At 71.4% G+C, this 19267-nt stretch carries 10 protein-coding genes; 4 read left to right on the plus strand and 6 right to left on the minus strand.

Translation table 11 applies throughout. From position 1 onward, the window contains the following. The first annotated feature begins 8 nt into the window (after window positions 1-8). Entirely contained in the window at window positions 9-1319 is a 1311-nt protein-coding gene (locus tag OQ02_RS35810; RefSeq protein WP_231500371.1) for an MFS transporter, read from the plus strand. Here OQ02_RS35810 and OQ02_RS35815 read toward each other — a convergent pair. The 3 genes from OQ02_RS35815 to OQ02_RS35825 form a co-directional block, all read right to left on the minus strand. Further along, a complete protein-coding gene (locus tag OQ02_RS35815) occupies window positions 1303-3393 on the minus strand; it encodes an ATP-binding protein (protein ID WP_033443090.1) in 2091 nt (696 codons plus the stop codon). The two genes, OQ02_RS35810 and OQ02_RS35815, sit on opposite strands and share 17 nt — an antisense overlap. Before the next feature lie 129 nt (window positions 3394-3522). Then, on the minus strand, window positions 3523-4374 hold the full coding sequence (locus OQ02_RS35820; protein WP_033443091.1) for a trypsin-like serine protease: 852 nt from the start codon (window positions 4372-4374) through the stop codon (window positions 3523-3525). Window positions 4375-4601: 227 nt separating this feature from the next. Continuing rightward, window positions 4602-8231 carry a CARDB domain-containing protein gene (locus OQ02_RS35825; RefSeq protein WP_033443092.1) on the minus strand — a complete coding sequence of 1210 codons (3630 nt, stop codon included), beginning with the start codon at window positions 8229-8231 and terminating at the stop codon, window positions 4602-4604. Between the two features lie 241 nt (window positions 8232-8472). Between OQ02_RS35825 and OQ02_RS35830 the strand changes: the two genes are divergently transcribed. Together OQ02_RS35830 and OQ02_RS35835 are read left to right on the plus strand one after the other, a co-directional pair. After that, a complete protein-coding gene (locus tag OQ02_RS35830) occupies window positions 8473-9093 on the plus strand; it encodes an isochorismatase family protein (RefSeq protein ID WP_033443093.1) in 621 nt (206 codons plus the stop codon). Between the two features lie 41 nt (window positions 9094-9134). Next, window positions 9135-12008 carry a helix-turn-helix transcriptional regulator gene (locus tag OQ02_RS35835; protein WP_033443094.1) on the plus strand — a complete coding sequence of 958 codons (2874 nt, stop codon included), beginning with the start codon at window positions 9135-9137 and terminating at the stop codon, window positions 12006-12008. On the opposite strand, the gene OQ02_RS35840 is transcribed toward OQ02_RS35835, so the two are convergent. From OQ02_RS35840 to OQ02_RS35855, 3 genes are all read right to left on the minus strand, one after another. Continuing rightward, window positions 12009-12794 carry an aminoglycoside N(3)-acetyltransferase gene (locus OQ02_RS35840; protein WP_231500372.1) on the minus strand — a complete coding sequence of 262 codons (786 nt, stop codon included), beginning with the start codon at window positions 12792-12794 and terminating at the stop codon, window positions 12009-12011. It lies immediately after the preceding gene. A gap of 64 nt (window positions 12795-12858) precedes the next feature. Continuing rightward, entirely contained in the window at window positions 12859-15330 is a 2472-nt protein-coding gene (locus tag OQ02_RS46850; RefSeq protein WP_051773207.1) for a caspase, EACC1-associated type, read from the minus strand. Window positions 15331-15333: 3 nt separating this feature from the next. After that, the gene (locus OQ02_RS35855) at window positions 15334-15720 is read right to left on the minus strand and encodes an effector-associated constant component EACC1 (RefSeq protein WP_033443095.1); all 387 of its coding nucleotides are present in this window, start codon (window positions 15718-15720) and stop codon (window positions 15334-15336) included. Window positions 15721-15945: 225 nt separating this feature from the next. Here OQ02_RS35855 and OQ02_RS35860 point away from each other — a divergent pair, with 225 nt between their 5' ends. Beyond that, window positions 15946-19056: a beta-L-arabinofuranosidase domain-containing protein gene (locus OQ02_RS35860; protein ID WP_063747210.1), complete on the plus strand. Its 3111-nt coding sequence runs from the start codon at window positions 15946-15948 to the stop codon at window positions 19054-19056. The last annotated feature ends 211 nt before the right edge of the window (window positions 19057-19267 follow it).

Genomic DNA, 19267 nt, shown 5'->3' on the forward strand with positions numbered 1-19267 from the left:
GCGAGAACGTGCCAGACACCGGCGTGGTGGAGCTGGTGGACTTGCGCGGCAAGTCCGGGGACCACCGCGAGAGGCAGCACATGTCCGCAATTTCGACCTCCACGGGAGTTCCGACCTCCACGGACGGCCCGGTCACGGCCGTGCGATCGCCGTCGACCGGCTGGGCGGCCGTGATCTCGCTGATGATGGGGATCTTCTCCCTCGTCACCACGGAGATCCTGCCCATCGGCCTCCTCACGACCATCGGCGCCACCTTCGGGATCTCGGACGGGACCGCCGGGCTGATGATGTTCGTGCCCGGCGTCCTGGCCGCGATCGCCGCGCCGACGATGACCGCGGCGACCGCGCACGCGGACCGGCGGACCGTGCTGTGCCTGCTCGTGGTCGTGCTGGCCGTGGCCGACTTCCTGGCCGCTGCGGCGACCGCCTACTGGGTCATGGTGGTGTCACGGGTGCTGGTGGGCCTCGTCATCGGCGCGTTCTGGTCGATCGGAGCGGGCCTGGCCGCGCGCCTGGTGCCCGAGCACCAGGTCGGTCGCGCGACCGCCGTCATCTTCGCGGCGGTGCCGCTGGGATCGGTGCTCGGCGTGCCCGCGGGCACGTTCATCGGCGACGTCGCCGGTTGGCGCGCGGCGTTCGTGGCGATGGGCGTGCTCACCGTGGCCGTCCTCGCGGCCTTGGCGGCCTTCCTGCCGTCCCTGCCGCCGGAGACGCCGACGAAGCTGTCGGTGCTGCGGGAGGTGGTGCGCGGTGCCGACACCAGGGTCGGCCTGCTCGTGACGTTCTTGGTCGTGATGGCGCACTTCGGCACCTACACCTACGTCGTGCCGTTCCTGGAGGACGTCACCGGCTCGACGCGGGCTGCGATCACCGCGTACCTCCTGATCTACGGGGCGGCGGGCATCGCCGGCAACTTCCTCGGCGGCATGTGGGTCACCAGGAACCTGCGCGCGACGTTCTGCACCGCCGCCGCCCTGATCGGCTCGGCGACCCTGCTCCTCCCGCTCGTCGGCCGGACCGACCCGGGTGCGATCACGCTCCTGGTCGTGTGGGGCCTCGCCTACGGCGCGGTGCCGGTGTGCTCCCAGACCTGGTTCGTCCAGTCGTCGCCGAAGACGCCGGAGGCGGCGACCGTGCTGTTCACGTCGTCCTTCCAGGCGACCATCTCGCTCGGCGCGCTGGCGGGTGGGCTGGTGGTCGACCGGTCGTCCACCTCGGTGGTGATGCTCTCGGGTGGTGCGGTCGCGATGCTCGTCCTCGTCGCCGTCGCGGTGTTCCGCCGAGAGGCGGGTGCGGCGCGGGTCAAGCCGATCGGGTGATCGCCTCGACCAGAGCGGACGCGGCGGCCTTGTGGTTCTCCTCCAGCGTCACGATCGCAGCCGAGAGCAGGTCCGCGAGCGGGTCCGCGTCGGCCAGCAGCGGACGCAGTCGTTGGCACGACTTCGCGGCGTAGTTGAGGTTCCCGACCTCGTAGTGCAGCCTGATCGCCTGCTTGAGGTACGCCCTGGCCAGGTCGTCGCGACCCTCGTCGGACTCCAGTCCGGCCATCGAGTCGGCGACGTGCGCCAGCCCGTAGAAGTTGCCGGACCGGGTGTAGAGGTTCTCGGCGCGCTGGTGGTAGCGCTTGGCTTCGCCCGGTTCGCCCAGGGCTTGGCAGGCCTGCCCGAGCAGCCCGGCGGTACTGGCGGTCCCGGTGTCGTCGCACAGGCGTTCGTAGAGTTCGAGCGCCTTCGACCCGGCTTCGAACGCCTGGCGGAACGAGCGGGCGTCCAGGTGTGCCGCGGCGAGTCCGTTGAACGCGTTCGCGCGCCCCGCCAGGTCGCCGAGCTGGTCGAGGTGGTCGAGCGCGTCGAGGTACAAATCCACGGACCGCAGGTAGTCGCCGTTCTCGCGGTGGGCCCGTGCCAGTTGTTGCTGGAGCCGAACCTCGACCTGCGGGTTGCCGAGGTGCCGGACCGCGGCCAGGGCGGCCGTGTGGGTGTCGATCCAGTCCTGCCGGCGTGCGGTCAGGTAGGCGAAGTTGGACGTGGTCCAGGCGAGCTGCCAGGTGTAGTCGTGGAGCTGTTCCTCGACGGCGAGGGAGATCGCGGCGAGGACGTTGTCGTACTCCACGTCGAACCACGCGAGGGCGTCGGCGTGGGTGGCCAGGCTGGGCAGGAGTTCCGGGCGCAGGCACGGTTCCAGCGGCACGGGGCGTCGGTGGGCGTTGATGAGCCGGTCGGCGCGGTCGGCCGCGTGCAGCCGGTGGTTGAGCAGTGCGGTCAGCACTGACGCGCGCCGCTCCGCCGAGTCGTGCCGCCGCGATTGGTCCAAGCCGTAGACGCAGGTCAACGTGTGGAACGCGTAGCGCCCGGCGGAAGTGCGTCCCAGGAGGTGGCACCGGATCAGCTCGTGGATGGTCTCGCGAGCGTGGAAGAGGTCGTTGTCGATCATCGCCGCGGCGGCCGAGGCGTCCCACTCCGATCCCGGGTGCAGCGCCAGCGTGCGGAATTCCCTTGCCATCGTCGGCGTCAGGTTGTCGTACGACAAGGCGAAGACCGTTCGCATGTCGGCCACGTCCGGCAGGCGCAGGGCGTTGAGCGCCCCGTTCTTGCACTCGAGCGCGTTGATGACGGGGTTCAGCGAGTTCGTGGGCTCGTCCGCGGCCCGTGCCGCGACGATGTTCAGCGCCAGGGGGTGTCCGCCGCACGCCGCCACGATGCGCGCCACGACCGTGCTCTCCGCCTCCACCCGGTGGGCTCCCAACCGCTGCGCCAGCAGCTGAACGGCCTCGCCGTCGGCCAACGGGCCGAGCGGGACGCGCTCGGCGTCGTGGTGCACGTCCAACCCGTCGAGGCGGTGCCGTGCGGTCACGACCGTGAAGCAGCCGGGCGAGCCGGGGAGCAGGGGCCGGACCTGTGCGCTGTCACGCACGTTGTCCAGGATCAACAGCAGCCGTCGCTGGTCGAGCATGCTGCGCAGCAACGCCGCCTGGGCGTCGGGATCGGACGGGAGGGACGTCGACGGCACGTGCAGTGCGCTGAGGATCGACCGAGCGGCGACGTCGGGCCCGATCGCGGGGCGGGTCGCGTCGAAACCGTGCAGGTCGACGTACACCTGGCCGTCGGGGAACAACTCGCGCGCGGCACCGCCCCACCACACGGCCAAGGCCGTCTTGCCGATTCCGGGCGGCCCGTCGAGCACGCAGACCCGACTGCCGGACCCCGCCGTCGCCAGCTCCTGCAACCGCCGGAGTTCGGCCTCCCTGCCGACGAAGCGGCGCGTGCCGGACGGCAGGTTGTAGGGGATCGAGGCGTGGACGGACTCGGCGTGGACGTTGATACCGCCGTGGACGACACCGGCCTGGACCGAGGCCGCGATCGAACGGGCGTTCGCCGTGTTCTCCGTCGTCACGTGGCCCCTCCCCGTACGCCGCCCCCCTCGTGGATCAATGAAACCAGAATTCCCGGCGGGGATCGGCGATCACAGCGGACAGCGCTGGTTCCCGATGGTGGGAACCAGCGCTGTCCGCTGTCGTCGGTGTTACGGGAGGGCGACGAAGGGTGCGAGGAACGAGCGGGCCGACGGAGCGTCCAGGCGGTACACGACGTTGGTCGCGTAGCACGGGGCGTCGCCGGTGATCGTGGTCGCCACGAGGACGCGCTTGCCGTCGATCGTGGCGAAGTTCGGGCCGCCGGAGTCGCCGTAGCACGCGCCGCCGTTGCCCTGCGCCTCGATCATCGACAGCCGCAGCCAGGTGTTGTTGAGCGCGTTGAAGCCCAGCGAGGCCTTCATCCGCACGCCGCCGCCGGGGTGTGTCTGGCCGCCGGGGCCGTTCTGGGCCTCCTCCGTGCCGTAGCCGACGACGGTGTACTCGGCGGCGTCGAGCGCCTTCGGGCCCATCGCGTCGAGCTTGCCCGCGGTCGGCAGGGTGGCGGGCGTGAAGCTCCACCGCGCTGCCACCTGCTTGGCGGGCACCTCGATCACCGCGATGTCGTGCGAATCGGCGGAGTTGCCGGGGTAGGACGGGTCCGCGTGTGCCACGCCCTGCACACCGACCGCCGCCGCCTTCTGCGCCGGGGTGCCCGTCGCGGCGTCGAGGGCGGACTGCACGTCCTGCGTCAGCGAGACGTAGAACTTGACGTTCGACGGCCAACCGTCGACGCAGTGCGCCGCGGTGAGGAACGTGCCGGCGTCGACCATCGTGCCGCTGCACACCCAGTCGACGCGGTCCGGCGTGGCGGGGTTGTCGTCGTTGTCCCAGGTCGCGACCAGGGCACCGACCTCGGTGCGCTCCGGGGCGGGTACGGCGTTGTAGGTGTTGATCGCGGAAGCGGGCAAAGCGGTCACGGCGGCCAAAGCGACAACTGCCGCGGCCACGGTTGCTGTGCGCATGTGCACTCCTTGCTCCAAGCGGCGTAGGCGGGAATTCAACCTCTTCGGACGCCCGGATGGCACCGACTTGCGGTGGTTGACAGATGCCAGATGACAACCGACCGCTGCCTGGGGCCGGTAGAGCGATGACCGGCGACGAATCGAGCTGGTACAACGGCCATGGTCACACCGCCAACGCCGCCGAACGCGGGCCGACAGTGCGCCGACCCGCGTTCCACGGACGACGGTCAGGCGGGGCGCATCGCCGAGGACGGTGCTCCGTTGATCGTGAACGACGACCCCGGCTCGACCACCACGTCACCGGTGGCCGAGTTGGTGATGGTCACGTTCGTCAGGGTGGCGCTGCCGCGGGCGCCGCCCATGGCGAGGATGCCCGCGCCGTTGGTGGACTTGTCGATCCGGACGTTGCTGATCGCCACGTTCGGGTAGGCGCCGCCACCGGTCTTGAACTGGATGCCGTCGTACGTCGAGTCGTGGATCTCCGTGTCGCGGATCGTCACGCCCGGGATGTCCAGGCTCGCCGCGAACAACGTGATCGCGCCGAACTCCTGCTGCTCACCCCAGAACGCGCCACCCGTGCGGTACAGGCCGTTGTTGGCGATCAGCGTCGTGCCGGAGAACGGCAGCGGGTCGTGGTCGGTCGCCAGCATGATGCCCGGGTAGTTCATCGTGTCGTGCACCAGGTTGTTCTCGACCTTGTTGCCGTAGCCGCCGTAGATGGCGATGCCGTTGGCACGCCAGGGTAGTTGCACGGTGTTGTTGACGAACTGGTTGTCGTGCGCGATGTCCACGGCCGTGTCCTTCACGTAACGGCTGGCCCACACCGCGAGCGCGTCGTCACCGGTTGTGCGGAACGACGAGTTGAACACCTTCGAGTTGCGGGTGCCGTTGGTGAAGTTGATGCCGTCCGCGTAGGTGTCGCGGATGCGCATGCCGCTGAGCTCCAGGCCGTCGGCCGGTCCCCACAGCGCGGGGATGTTGTCGTAGTCGCGACCGACCCACACGCCGACGTTGGCGTGCTCGATCCACACGTTGCTGATCTTGGTGTGCTGCCCGAACCGGCCGTTGAGCCCGACGCCGCCCTCGGCGTTGCCGTCGCCGCCGCGAATCCGGCCGGACCCGAAGATGGCGATGTCCGAGATCTGCACGTTGTCGTCGATGTCGAAGCCGAAGTTGCCCTCGTGCGGGTGGTTGATGCCGCCGACGGCGTCCTGCGGCTGGGTGAGCGTGTAAAGCTGGGAGTGCCACATCCCCGCGCCGCGGATGGTGACGTCGGAGATGCCCACCTGGTTGAACTGGCCCCGGTCGAGCGGGTCGTCGGTGAGGATCTTCTTCTCCTGCCGCCACTGGCCGGCGGGAATCCACACGCAGCCGATGACGCCGTTCTGGTCGTCCGTCACGGCCCGCTGGATGGCGGCGGTGTCGTCGTTGCCGTCGTCGGGCACCGCACCGTACGCCGTGATGGACGTGCAGCCCGCGGGCTGGGACGACGGGGGCGCGACCTGCTCCAGGTCGATCAGGTCGATGACGTAGAACGACGCCGTGTCGCCCGCGTCCCGCTGGAGCTTGAACTTCGTGCCGGGCGGGTAGGACGACGACAGCAGCGCGTGCGACTCGTCGAACAGCCGGCGCGCGTCGGCCTGCGGGCTGTTGGTCAGCGACTCCGGGCCGTCCGAGTTCCCGTACAGCCACGAGTGCTTGGAGGACAGGGTGAGCTTCCGGACGTAGGACCCGTTGGCGTACAGGCTGATCGTCGCGTCGATGCCACCGCCGCCGGGCGCGTCGGGGATCGAGTTGCGCACCACGATCGAGTTGGCCTGGTTGGTCGAGGTGAACTCGACGAACTGGCCGGTGCTGCTCAACCGCACGGACTGCCGGCCGGACGACTCGGTGGCGAAGTTGGTGTGCCCGAACGTCCGCAGCCGGTCGGCGGTCAGCAGGGTGCCCTGGTACTGCCCGGCTTCCGCTTCGTACGACGTGTACGGCACGGCCGCGCCGCGTCCCACGACGATCGCGCGGGAGAACGAGTTGTTGGTCTCGTCGGTCTCGACGACGGTGCCGGTGGCGTCGGCGGTGGCCGTGATGGTCGCGCCGCCGCTGGTGGCCGTCCAGCTGCCGGTGATCGCCACGTTCACCGTCGCGCCCGCCGCGACGGGACCGGTGGTGGTGTCCAGCGTGCTGCCGCCCGCGACGACCCGGGTCACGGACGTGCCGGACGCCGTGGTGCCGCGGTTGTTCACCTGCGCGGTGAACGTGACCTGCGCGCCGACGGACGGGTTCGGCGGGGTGGACGTGAACCCGACGACCCGGAGGTCGGGTCCGGGAGCCTGGCCCACGACCACCTGCGCGGACGTCGCGTTGTTGCTGTCGTCCTGCTCGACCACGGTGTTCGTCGGGTCGACGGTGGCCGTCGCCCGGTGGGTGCCCTGAGGACGCCGGCCCGCGTCGAACGAGACGGTCGCGGACGCGCCGGCGGCCAGGGCCGCGACGGGCGCGGTGCCGGACGTGCCGCCGAGGTCGAACGCCACGCTCGACGCGGGCGCCGGGGCCGTGCCGGTGTTGCGGACGGTCGCGGACAGCCTGATGGCGTCCGTCTCCACCGGGTTCGCGGGCGACGAGGTCAGCGAGCCGATCGTCAGGTCCGGGTTCGGCGCGGGGGTGCCGAAGACCTGGAGCTCGGCGACCTGGCCGCCGGGCGCGCCGGTGTTGGTGGAGAACTGGAGCCGCAGGTCCGCCACCCGGCCTCCCACCGGGATCGTGACGGTGTTCTGCGCGGACGGGCTGAACACGTAGTCGCCGCGGTTCACCAGCGACGTGAACGTCGTGCCGGACTGGTCGCGGCCGAGGACCTGGATCGCCTGGGTGCGCGTGCCCCACGCGCTATCGGGGTTCAGCTTCACCACGACCGAGCCGAGGTCGGCGTTCGAGCCGAGCTTCACGGTCAGCGTGGACGGGAAGCCGTTGGACTCCCAGTAGGTGCCGATGTTCCCGTCGGTGGCGTTGGTCGGGACGAAGGAGAAGATGGACGACGACGCCTCGACCGGTTTGCCTGCGGCGAGGTTCGTGCCGCCGTTCTGGCCCGCGCGCGTCACGCGGTTGCTCTCCGGCGACAGGTTGCCCGCCGCGTCACGCGCCCGCACGTAGTACTGCACTGTGGCCGACGCGGGCTGGGTGTCCGTGTGGGTCAGGACGTTCCCGGCGACGGTCGCGCGCTCGGCGCCGTTGGCGTAGACGACGTAGCCGGTGACGCCGGTGTCGTCGCTCGACGCCGTCCACGTCAGTCGGACCTGGCCGGAACCCGGCTCGGTGTAGGCGAGGTCGCCGGGCGCGGTGGGCGGTCGGGTGTCGCCCGAGCTCGGGCCGTGCACCGCGAACCCCGAGACCTGACCCGCGGGCCAGCCCGTGTTCGCGGTGATGTCCAGGCGCACGTACCTCGTGGTGGTCGCGGCGAAGTCGATGGTCACGGTGTTGCCCGAGGTGGGGGCGAACACCCGGCCGGCCGACGCCGAGAGGTCGGTGAACGACGTGCCGGTGGTGCTGCCCCGCACCGCGAGGGTCTGGGTGCGCGCGCCCCAGGAGGACGGCAGCTCCAGCACGACCCGGTTCACCGCGACGGCCGAGCCGAGGTCGACCTGGAGCCACTGCGGGAAGGCGTTGTTGCCGCTCTCCCAGTAGCTGTCCGGGTTGCCGTCGGTGGCGTTGGACGCCGGGTACCCGGGTTGCGAGCTGCTCGCGGTGACGGTGCGGCCGGTGGCGAGGTCGGTGTCGGCGGTGGCGACCGGGTTCAGTCCGAGGAGTGGTAGGCCGAGCACGAGCAGGCCGACGGCGATCCGTCGACCTGGCTGCTTCCACGTCATTGGGGGTCCTCTGTTCAGCAGGGGGACAGAGTCGGCTTCTTTCACGTTTCAGGCCCGAATGTTTCAGATGGGTGAACCCCTGTCAACGAGTGCTGTCAATAATTTGCGGTCTGATGTGCATCTCTTGCGTTGCCGGTACCCGTGCAGATTGACCCCGGTCACCTACCCGGTCATTCGACGGAGGCCGGTCGTCACGGCGCGTTCGTAGGGTCGGAGCACCTCAGCAGAAAGGCAGACTCCGATGCCGAACACCGAGTTCCTGACCGCCGACAACGCGGCCGTCCTCCTGGTGGACCACCAGATCGGGCTGTTCACGGGCGTCCGCGACATCACCGTGGCGGAGCTCAAGCACAACGTCACCGCCCTGGCGAAGGCCGCGACGCGCCTCGGTCTCCCGCTGGTCGTCACGACCACGGCGGCCGACGGCATGTGGGGGCCGCTCATCCCCGAACTGGTCGACGTGCTGCCCGCAGACCTGACCGTGATCGACCGCAGCACCGTCAACGCCTGGCACGACGAGCGGGTCCGGGCGGCGGTCGACGCGACCGGGCGGCGCAAGCTCATCGTCGCCGGCGTCTCGCTGGAGGTCTGCGCGGCGTTCCCGTCCATCGCGGCGCTCGCCGAGGGCTACGACGTGTACGTGCCGGTCGACGCGTGCGGCACGTTCTCCGACACGAAGCGCGAGGCCGGCTTGCTTCGCCTGCAACAGGCGGGTGTGGTCGTGTCCGACTACGCGTCACTCGTGGTCGAAGTCCTGGCAGACAACGCGTCCCCGCTCGCGGGCGCGGTCTACGGCGACCTCGACATGCCGTTCGCCACGCTGGTCGGCCAGCTGTCCGCCGCCTTCGCCAAGAACGGCTAGCGGCGGCAAGTCCGTGAGCGGGCGGACCGTACAGTCGGGACATGCTGTACGGCAGGGCCGAGGAACTGGCCGTCGTGGACCGGTTGCTCGCCGACGCCCGCCACGGGCGCAGTGCCGCCGTGGTCGTGCGCGGCGAGGCCGGCATCGGCAAGTCCACCCTGCTGGACGCCGCCGCCGACCGAGCGGTCGGCATGCGGGTGTTGCGCGCCACGGGCGTCGAGGCGGAGAGCGAACTGCCGTTCGCGGGCCTGCACCTGTTGCTGGGACCGGTGATCGGCGGCGTCGACGCCCTGCCGGACCGGCAGGCGGCGGCACTGCGCGGCGCGCTCGGGCTGGACGACGGCGGCGACGGGCGGACCGACCGGTTCCTGGTCGGACTCGCCCTGCTCACGCTGCTGGCCGACCTCGCCGCCGAACGACCGCTGCTGTGCCTGGTCGACGACGCGCACTGGCTCGACAGCGCCTCCACCGACGCGATCCTGTTCGCCGCACGCCGCCTCGACGCGGACGGGGTCGTGCTGCTGCTCGCGGCCCGTGACCGGCACGCGCCCGACCTGCCCGCGCACGGGCTCGCCGAATTGCCACTGGGCCGTCTCGACGACGCGGCGTCCGCAGCCCTGCTCGCCGCGGCGTCCGCCGTCCTGACCGGCCTGGGGTCCGCCGATCTGACCGGCCTGGGGTCCGCCGATCTGACCGGCCTGGGGTCCGCCGATCTGACCGGCCTGGGGTCCGCCGATCTGACCGGCCCGGGGTCCGCCGTCCTGACCGGCCCGGCGTCCGCCGACCTGACCGGCCCGGGGTCCGCCGTCCTGACCGGCCCGGCCCGCGACCGGATCGTCGCGGACGCGGAGGGCAACCCGCTCGCCTTGCGCGTGTACCTGGCCGCCCATCGCGACGGCCACCAGCCGGGTGGCGTCGGCGACGGGCAGACCCGCATCCGCCGGACGTTCTCGGACCGGATCGCGGACCTGCCCGCGGCGACCCGCGCGGTGCTGCTGCTCGTCGCCGCGGAAGCGACCGACGACCTCGCGGTCGTGCTGACCGCGACCGCGGAGGTCGGCGCGGCACTCGCCGACCTCGACCCGGCCGAGCGCGCGGACCTGGTGCGGGTCACCGGCGGACGGGTCGTGTTCGGGCACCCCCTGATCCGGTCGGCCGTGTACGGCGGGGCGCTGTCGGGCGAGCGGGTCGCCGCGCACCGGGCGCTGGCGGCGGCGCACGCCCGCGTCGACCACCAGGACCGCCGGGCCTGGCACCTCGCGGCGGCCACTCTCGAACCCGACGACGGGGTGGCGGACCTGCTCGAACGGACCGCGCGTCAGGCGAGGGCCCGCGGTGGCTGCGCGGCGGTCGCCGCTGCCTACGAACGTGCCGCCGAGCTGAGCACCAGGTCCGCCGACCGGGTCCGACGCCACGCGCTCGCCGCCGCTGCCGCCGCCGACGCCGGGCGCAACGAACGGGCGGCGGAACTGGCGGCCCTGGCCGCGCCGCACGTGTCGGACCCGGCGGTGCTGGCCCGGCTGGCGCAGGTCCGCGCCGCGGTGGCCCGTGAGCACGGTCTGCTCACCACGTCCCACACGCTGCTCGCTGACACGGCGGTGGCGATCAGCGCCGAGGCACCGGACGCCGCCGCGTCGATGCTGTTCGAGGCGGCCACCGCCGCGTGGATCGCCGACGACCGGCCGGCGCTGGACGACCTGGCCGCCCGGCTGCCCGCGCTCGGGGTGTCGCCCGGCGCGGCCGGCCCGCCCTACCTCGCCGCGACGACGGGCCTGGCCCACCTGGCGGCCGGTGAACTGGACCGGGGCCTGCCCCCGTTGCGCGCGCTGCTCGCCTCGTTGCGCGGTCACGGCGCCCGGCTGGGGCTGCGTGAACGTGCCTCGATCGCGTCGTGGGACCTGCTGGCCACCGACCCCGGGACGGGACACGAGATCGCGGCCGGTCTCGTCGGGGACTGCCGGGAGGAAGGCGCGATCGGCCTGCTGCCGCTCGCGCTGATGACGCTCACCCGGTCCCGGATCATCACGGGCGGGTTCCGGGACGCCCTGGCCGACGGCACCGAGGGCGTCCGGATCGCCCAGGACACGGGTCAGCACCACTACGTCGACCGGATTCGTGGTCTGCTGGCCTACCTCGCCGCCGTGCGCGGCGACGAGGAGCACTGCCACTCGCTCGCCAAGTCGATCACGCGGCCGAACATCGTGTGGAGCGAGTACGCGCTGGGCTTGCTGGATCTCGCCCACGGCAGGCACGAGAGCGCGCTCGGCAGGTTGCAGGCGGTGCTGGGCCGGGGGTCCGGTCACACGATGGCCGCGCTGCACAGCCTGCCCGACCACGTCGAGGCCGCCGTCGGCTCCGGCGACGCGGAACAGGCGAAGGAGTCCTTGGCACGACTGGAAGTCTGGGCCGACCAGGACGGCCCGGCGTGGGTGCGTGCCGTCGTCCTGCGCTGCCGCGCCCTCCTTGCCACCGACGACACGGCCGAGGCGTTGTTCGCCGAGGCAGCCGCCGTGCACGCCGCGGACGGTCGGCCGTTCGAGCAGGCCCGCACCGACCTGCTGCGCGGGGAGTGGCTGCGGCGCGCGGGACGCCGTTCGGCTGCCAGGGGGCCTCTGCGCGCCGCGACCGACGCGTTCGAACGGCTCGGCGCGACGCCGTGGGCCGCGCGGGCGCACGCCGAACTCCGCGCGACCGGCGAGACCCGGCCGCGCCCGGCGTGCGACGACCTGCTCGGCAAGCTCACCCCGCAGGAACGCCAGGTGGTCGGGTTCGCCGCCGGTGGGCTGACCAACCGCGACATCGGGGCGCGGCTGTTCCTCAGCCCGAGAACGGTCGGCTACCACCTGTCGAACGCCTACGGCAAGCTCGGGGTGACGTCCAGGGGTGAACTCGCGGGCCTCGGCATCACCGGCTGACTACCCGGTCCGGGCGGCGTCCAGCAACCCGGTGAGCCGTTCGACCGCGAACTCCACGAACGGCCGTGCGGGGAGCAGCGCGCAGGCCGCCCGACCCACCGAAGTCCGCTCGACGCCCGCCCGCCGTTCGAACTCGTCGCCGACCGCCGGGAAGTGGGTGCCGTTGTCGTCGCCCACGTCCAACGCCTCCAGCCACACCCGTTCACCGTCGAGCCGGACCGGGAACCGGCGCAGCTTGAGCCTCGGCCGCGGGGTGAGGGTTTCGGCGTGGTGCAGGAAGCTGTTGCGGTTGTGCCGCACGCCGATCAGCAGGATGCGCGCGTCGAGGTCGTGCAGGCGGCCGAACGGCGAGTCGGCACCCAGTGCGAAGTTCACCGGCTGGCGGGCCACGACGTCCGCCGCGTGCCGGCCGACCGCGGCGACGGACGCCTGCGGGTGGGTGCTGCGCACGCTGTCCGTTCGGGTGCGCAGGGCCTCCGCAATCGCGCCCATAGGGCTGGGCAGGTCCGGGTGGAACAGCGGCACGGCGTCGCGCCGAGCCCTCAAGTCCGGGTCGGGCACGCCACCGAGGTCGGGCTCCGGGTCGGAGACCTGCGGTGTGAACGCCGGGACGACCACCGTGCCACTGGTCCCGACCGCTGCGAGCAGGCTGTCGACGACCGTGGACGCGCCGCCGTCCACCGGGCCGAGGGCGGACAGCGACGAGTGCACGATCAGCGTCATGCCTTCCGCCACGCCCGCCCGACGCCAGCCGTCGATCAGCGTGCGGGTGCCTGCCGAGCTCACCGGTTCCCCCTGTGATCACGTGGATTCGGGGCACGACCGTACCTGCCGCCGTGACCTGATCACCTCAACCCGGCCACAGGCGGATGGTGCCGTCGGCGCCGGCGGACACCAGGGTTCGGCCATCGGCGCTGTAGGTCACGTCGGAGACGCGGGCGGTGTGGCCGGTGAGCCTGCCCTTGGTGCCGCCGGTCGCGGGGTCGATCAGGAGAACGGAGTTGTCGGGTGCGCCGATGGCCACGGTCCGGTGGTCGGGGCTGATCGTCCACGGGCCGTCCGGGGTGCCGGTGTTGAGGAGCTTGCCGGTGGCGACGTCCCACAGCTGTGCCACTTTCCGGTCGAACCCGGTGGTGGCCAGGGTTTTGCCGTCCGTGCTGAACGACACGGGTTCGCCCGCGGCGTCGAGGAGGCGGACGCGTTGGCCCGTGGCGGTGTCCCACAGGCTGACCTTCTCGGTGTAGTGGCTGCTGGCGGCGATCAGGGTGGCGTCCGGGCTGAACGCGGCGATGTGACCGGCGTCGAGGGTCACGGTGTTCTTGCCGGTCGCGACGTCCCACACGCGGACCGTCCGGTCGACCGCGCCGGTGAGGAGCAGACGGCCGTCTCGGCTGAAGGTCATGTGCTGGACGCCGTTGGTGTGCCCGGGTAGTGCGGCCTTCTGCCCGCCGTCGGCCGTGTTCCACAGGAGGACCGGGTTGTCGAACGGGGCCGGGCACGCGCAGGTGGCGGCGGTGGCGACGGTCCTGCCGTCCGGGCTGAACGCCAGTGCCGGTCCGGACTCGGTGCCCCGGAGGTTCGCCTTGGTGAGGTGCCTGGTCCGGTCCCACAGCACCGCCGCGCCGCCTTCCACGCCGAAGGCGAGGGTGTTCGGGTCGCTGCTGAAGGCGAAGGAGGAGGCGTCGGCGCCGACGTTGTCGATCTCGCGTCGGGTGGGGACGTCCCAGAGGTGCACGCGTTCGACGCCGCCGGCGGTGGTGAAACCGGCGAGGGTCTTGGCGTCGGGGCTGAGCATGATCCGTTCGACTGCGCCGGCGATGACCGGCGTTGTCTCCACGGACGAGCCGCCCTCGGTGGATTCGGTCCGGTCCCAAGTCAGCCACACGACGGCTGTTGCGAGGACGGCTGTGGCGAGCAGTGCGAGCAGCCGGACACGGCGGGAGGCGAGGGCGTGGCGGAATCCGATCCGGGTCGGGCGGAACGAGAACCCGGTCCGGTGTCGCTCCAACCGGGTTGGTTGCGGCGCGGACCCGGTGAGGCGCGACGCGGCATCGGCCGGCTGTGGCGCGGGTTTGATCGGCTCGGGCGGGGGTTCGCTGGGGTTTGACTTGGGGTGCGACGCGGGTCCGGTGGGGCTCATCGCAGGTTCGGTTGGCTGCGGCGGGGGTTGGGCGGGGTGGGGTGCGGGCTCGATGGGGTGAGTGCGCAGGGTGGTCGGTTGCGAGGCAGGGGGAGCGGTGGACGGTGCAGGCGGCGGGGCGGGTGGCTCTGCGGTCGGTGGGGTGGTTGCCGACGGAGGCGGTTCGACCGGGCTGAGCGGGTGGGGCGTTGTCGCGGGTGGTGGTTCGGCGGTGGTGTCGACCGATCCGGTGGTGGGAATCGGGTGATCGGTGAGGAGGGCGGTGGCGGCGGTGGAGACTTGGCGGCTGTCGTCGTCGGCCAGGCGGCGGATTTCCTGTTCCGCTCGCGCCCGGACGACGTCGTTCCCCACCCGGTGCAAGCGGCTCAGGGCTTCGAGGGCGTTGAGGCGGTCGGTCGCGATGGGACTGGCGAGGGCGTTGGACAGGTAGGTGGGCAGGCTCCAGTTGACGTTGCGCGCGATCACCGTGCGCCCTTGTACGTCCTCCTGCTTCTTCGGCCGTTGCTGCGGCATCTCCTCGACCACGCGGTCGTGGGCGTAGCTGTACAGCTCGTCCACCGTGATGTCGCCGTCGCCGTCCAAGTCGGCGCTGCCGTCTCGCAGCCCCTCCACCAGGTACCGCGTGAACACCGACTGCGCCGCCCGCCCGTGCGGTCGGTCGCCCTCGAAGGAGTACTGGGTGGCGTCCGACGCGGTGAGCACGGTGCGGCCCCGGCCCTGGAACCGTTCGAGCGTGTGGACGGCCGTGTCCGCCTTGGTGATGCGCCCCGCCGGGAAGGCGCCGCTGTAGCAGCAGTCGAGCACCAAGATCTTGTGCCGCGACGCGCAGCCTTCCATCGCCTTGTCGACGTGTTCGGCGGGCAGCCCGGTGAACAGCAGGTCATCCCGCAGGGTGTTGGTCATGGCGAGGTACAGCCGGCCTTCGTCGTCCTTGAGACCGTGTCCGGTGAAGTAGAGCAGCGTCACGTCGTCGCGGCGGCAGCCGCGGTAGAAGGTGCCGATCGCCCGGCCCACTTGGTGCAGCGGCTCGTTGACCAGCGTGGTGACCTCGAACCCGGCGATCGACGGGTCACCGAGCACTTCCGCGAACGCCTCCGCGTCGTGGGCGGGCGTGATCAGCCGGCGCAACCCCGCGTCCTCGTACTCGTATGTCGCGATCAACAGCGCCAGCCACCGGCCCACGGTTCACCCCGAGTGCCGCAGCACGTAAGCGTCGACCAACGCCCGCCGCTCGTCCGCGGACGCCTTCTCCAACGCGATGGTGTCCCCGTCGATCGTGACCGACACCCGGTGTCGCGCGGCCTGCCGTGAGAGCCAGTCCCGCACCGTCTCGACGACCAGCGGGAACACGCTGCCGGACGCGCTCAACGCCACTACCACCGCGCCCAGCGTGACGGCGTCGACCCCTTTGGCACCCTCGGGCAGCGGCCCGTCCACGGCCAGCCGGGCGTCGACGTCCAACTGGGCGACCTCGGTCCGCAGCCGGCGCGCGAGGCGGTCGGCGATGTCGGGGTCGACGTCCGGGTCCGGCTCGACCACCAGCAGCACGACGCGTTCGTCCTCCGTGCCCATCAGCCCTCCCGTCAGCAGGGGGAACAGGCTTGCACTGAGGATGTCGTCGGCGACCGTTCACCGTTACACGCAGGGACAGGGTGCCGAAAAGTTTTCGGCTACTTCACCGTCCGACACGGCGTTGACATGGCTACGACACCTTGCCAGGATGCCCGAAAAGGATTTCGACGGCCTCGCCCGACCTGAGACCGGAGGAGTCCTCCCCTCGGGAAGGGACGCCCCGCCGTGGCCGACTCCAGCAACGTTCCGTTCAACCGCCGCCTGTTCCTCCAGGCGTCCGCGCTCGGCACCGCCACCTTCGCCGCCGGAGGGTTGTTCGGCCCGCACGCGGCGGTCGCTGCGGCTTCAAGCACGGCGGCGCCCCAGGCCGGTCCGGGTGGAACGGCGCCGGTGCGGCCGTTCCCGCTGCGCGACGTGCGGCTGGGAACCGGTCTGCTCCAGGAGAACCGGGACCGCGTCAAGGCGTTCCTGCGCGCCTACGACGAGCGGCGCTTCCTCGTGCTGTTCAACGACCAGGCCGGTCGGCCGAACCCGCCCGGTGTCGCCGTGCCGGGTGGCTGGGAGGACGGCGGGCTGCTCAGCGGCCACTGGGCCGGGCACTACATGACCGCCCTCGCCCAGGCGTACGCCGACGGGGGAGAAGCGGTCTACAAGGACAAGCTGGACTGGATGGTGGGCGAGCTGGCCGCGTGCCAGGCGGCGATCACCGCACGTCTGGGCTCCGCGCCCGGTGGCGGCGGGGAGCAGCCCGTTCCCCGGATCGGCCGGGTGCCGGGCCGGTTCGGCAACGCGCTGAGGCTGAACGGGCCGAGCGAGGCGCAGTACTGCACCCTGCCGCAAGAAGCGATCAACCAGCTCACCGACTTCACCATCGCCACCTGGGTCAACCTCGCCTCCACCGGCAGTTGGAGCAGGCTGTTCGACTTCGGCCAGAGCACCACCGTCAACATGTTCCTGACCCCGCGGGCGGGGGTGGCCGGCAACGTGCCGCGCTTCGCCATCACCACCGGCGGCTCGGGCCGGGAACAGCGGATCGACGGCACGTCGGCGCTGCCCACCGGCCAGTGGGTGCACGTCGCGGTGACGCTGGCGGGCTCGACCGGCACCCTCTACGTCGACGGCAGGCCGGCCGGCGTCAACACGGCCATGACGCTGAACCCGTCCGACCTGGGCAACCCGGGTAACCGGTGGATCGGTCGGTCGCAGTACGGCGACCCCTACCTCGACGCGACGATCGACGAGTTCCACATCTTCGACCGGGCGCTGACGCAGGACGAGCTGCGGTCCGTGGTGGACTCGCCGGCCGGCACCACCGGTGGCGGCAGCATCGCGTGGTACCGGTTCGACGAGGCCGACGGCACGACCCTGGAGGACGCCTCGCCCAACAACCGCGACGCCGGTGTCGTGGCCGCTTCCCCGGACGGACCCGCCGACTGGGTCCCGACGTTCCCCGGTTACCTCGGGGCGATCCCGGAGGACGCTGTGCTGCGACTGGGCCCGCCGCGCTGGGCGGTCTACGGCGGGAACGCCCAGACGAACACGTGGGCGCCCTGGTACACCCAGCACAAGATCATGCGCGGCCTCCTCGACGCGCACTACAACACCGGCAGCGCCCAAGCCCTGGAAGTCGTCACGAAGATGGCGGACTGGGCGCACCTCGCGCTGACCATCGGGGACAAGAACCACCCCGACTACACGGGTCCGCTGACCCGCGACGACCTCAACTACATGTGGGACCTCTACATCGGTGGCGAGTTCGGCGGTGCGAACGAGGTCTTCCCGGAGATCCACCACCTCACCGGCGACGCGAAGCACCTCCAGACCGCCAAGTGCTTCGACAACCGCGAGTCGCTGTTCGGAGCCTGCGTGGAGAACCGGGACATCCTCGTCGTCACCCCGCAGGACCGCCCCGGCCGCCGCCGACCCGAGCGGCTGCACGCCAACACCCACGTGCCGCAGTTCATCGGCTACCTCAGCGTCTACGAGCGTGGCGGCGGCGAGGAGTACTTCACCGCGGCGAAGAACCTCTTCGGCATGGTCGTCCCGCACCGGATGTTCGCCCACGGCGGCGTGGGCGGCAACTACCCGGGCTCCAACAACAACCTCGAGCTGTTCCAGAACCGCGGCAACGTCGCGAACACCGTCGCCACGAGCGGCGCGGAGACCTGCACGACGTACAACCTCCTCAAGCTGTCCCGCAACCTGTTCCTGCACGAGCACGACCCGGCGTACATGGACTACTACGAGCGCGGCCTGGTCAACATAATCACCGGGTCGCGGGCCGACACCGACGTCACCACCGACCCGCAGGTGACCTACTTCCAGCCGGTGGGGCCGGGCACCGTTCGCGGCTTCGGCAACACCGGGACGTGCTGCGGCGGCACCGGCCTGGAGAACCACACGAAGTACCAGGAGACGGTCTACTTCCGCTCCGCCGACGACAGCACGTTGTGGGTCAACCTCTACGCGCCCGCGACGCTCACGTGGGCCGAGAAGGGCTTCACCGTCACCCAGGAGACCGCTTTCCCGCGCGAAGACCACGCGAAGCTCACCATCGACGGCACGGGCAGGCTGGACCTCAAGCTGCGGGTACCCGCCTGGGTGCAACGCGGGTTCGTCGTCACCGTCAACGGCCGACCGCAGGACCTCGACGCGCGGCCGGGCACGTACGTGACGCTGAGCCGCGACTGGAGCCCCGGTGACGTGGTGGAGATCCGGATGCCGTTCAGCGTCCGGATCGAGCGGGCCGTCGACCGCCCGGACACCCAGGCGATCTTCTGGGGGCCGGTGCTGCTCCAGATCATGGGCAACCCCGGCAGCGGGGCGTTGCCGGAACTGTCGCTGTACCGGCACCTCAAGCGGGACGGCGACTACACCCGTGCCGCGATCACGGCCGGCGCGCGCACGGCGGCCGGTGACCCGACGTTCTCGGTGGGCGGTCTTGCGCTGCGGCCTTACTACATCAGCGACACCCGGGCCGCGTCCTCGTACTTCCGCCGGGTCGAACCGACGGTCGTCTTCGGCTCGATCGACACCGGTGTGCCCAACCGCAAGCGCGACGACGGCCTGCCGAACTACGACGTCCCGGTCGACGGCGTCACCTCGCCCGGCGACGACGGCCCGACGTTCCTCGACCTGCTGTGGGATCGCGCGCCGTTCGTCAACCACGGGCAGTTCGTCGCGACGGCCAGGTCACTCGCCGACGCGTTCGTCGTGGCCGGCACGTTCACGGCGGCGGAACGGGACGCGGTGGTGGCCAAGGCGGCGTCCGCCGAGCGGGAGCTGTCGGTCACGCGGCTCGGCGTCCGCGTCGAGCCGGGCACCACCCCCGCGTGAGTCCTACGTTCAGAACCCGTGAGTCCTACGTTCAGAACGACCGTGTCCTACGTTCGGAACCCCTGAGTTCAACGCTCAGTACAAGGCCCTGTTCTGAGCGTTGAACTCGGGGGGCACGAACGTAGGACTCACGCGTTCCGAACGTAGGACTCACGCGTTCTGAACGTAGGACTCACGCGAGGGTGGGGGTGGGGTGGGGGCTGCTGGGGGC

The organism is Saccharothrix sp. NRRL B-16314, from assembly GCF_000716595.1.
Taxonomy (GTDB): Bacteria; Actinomycetota; Actinomycetes; order Mycobacteriales; family Pseudonocardiaceae; genus Actinosynnema.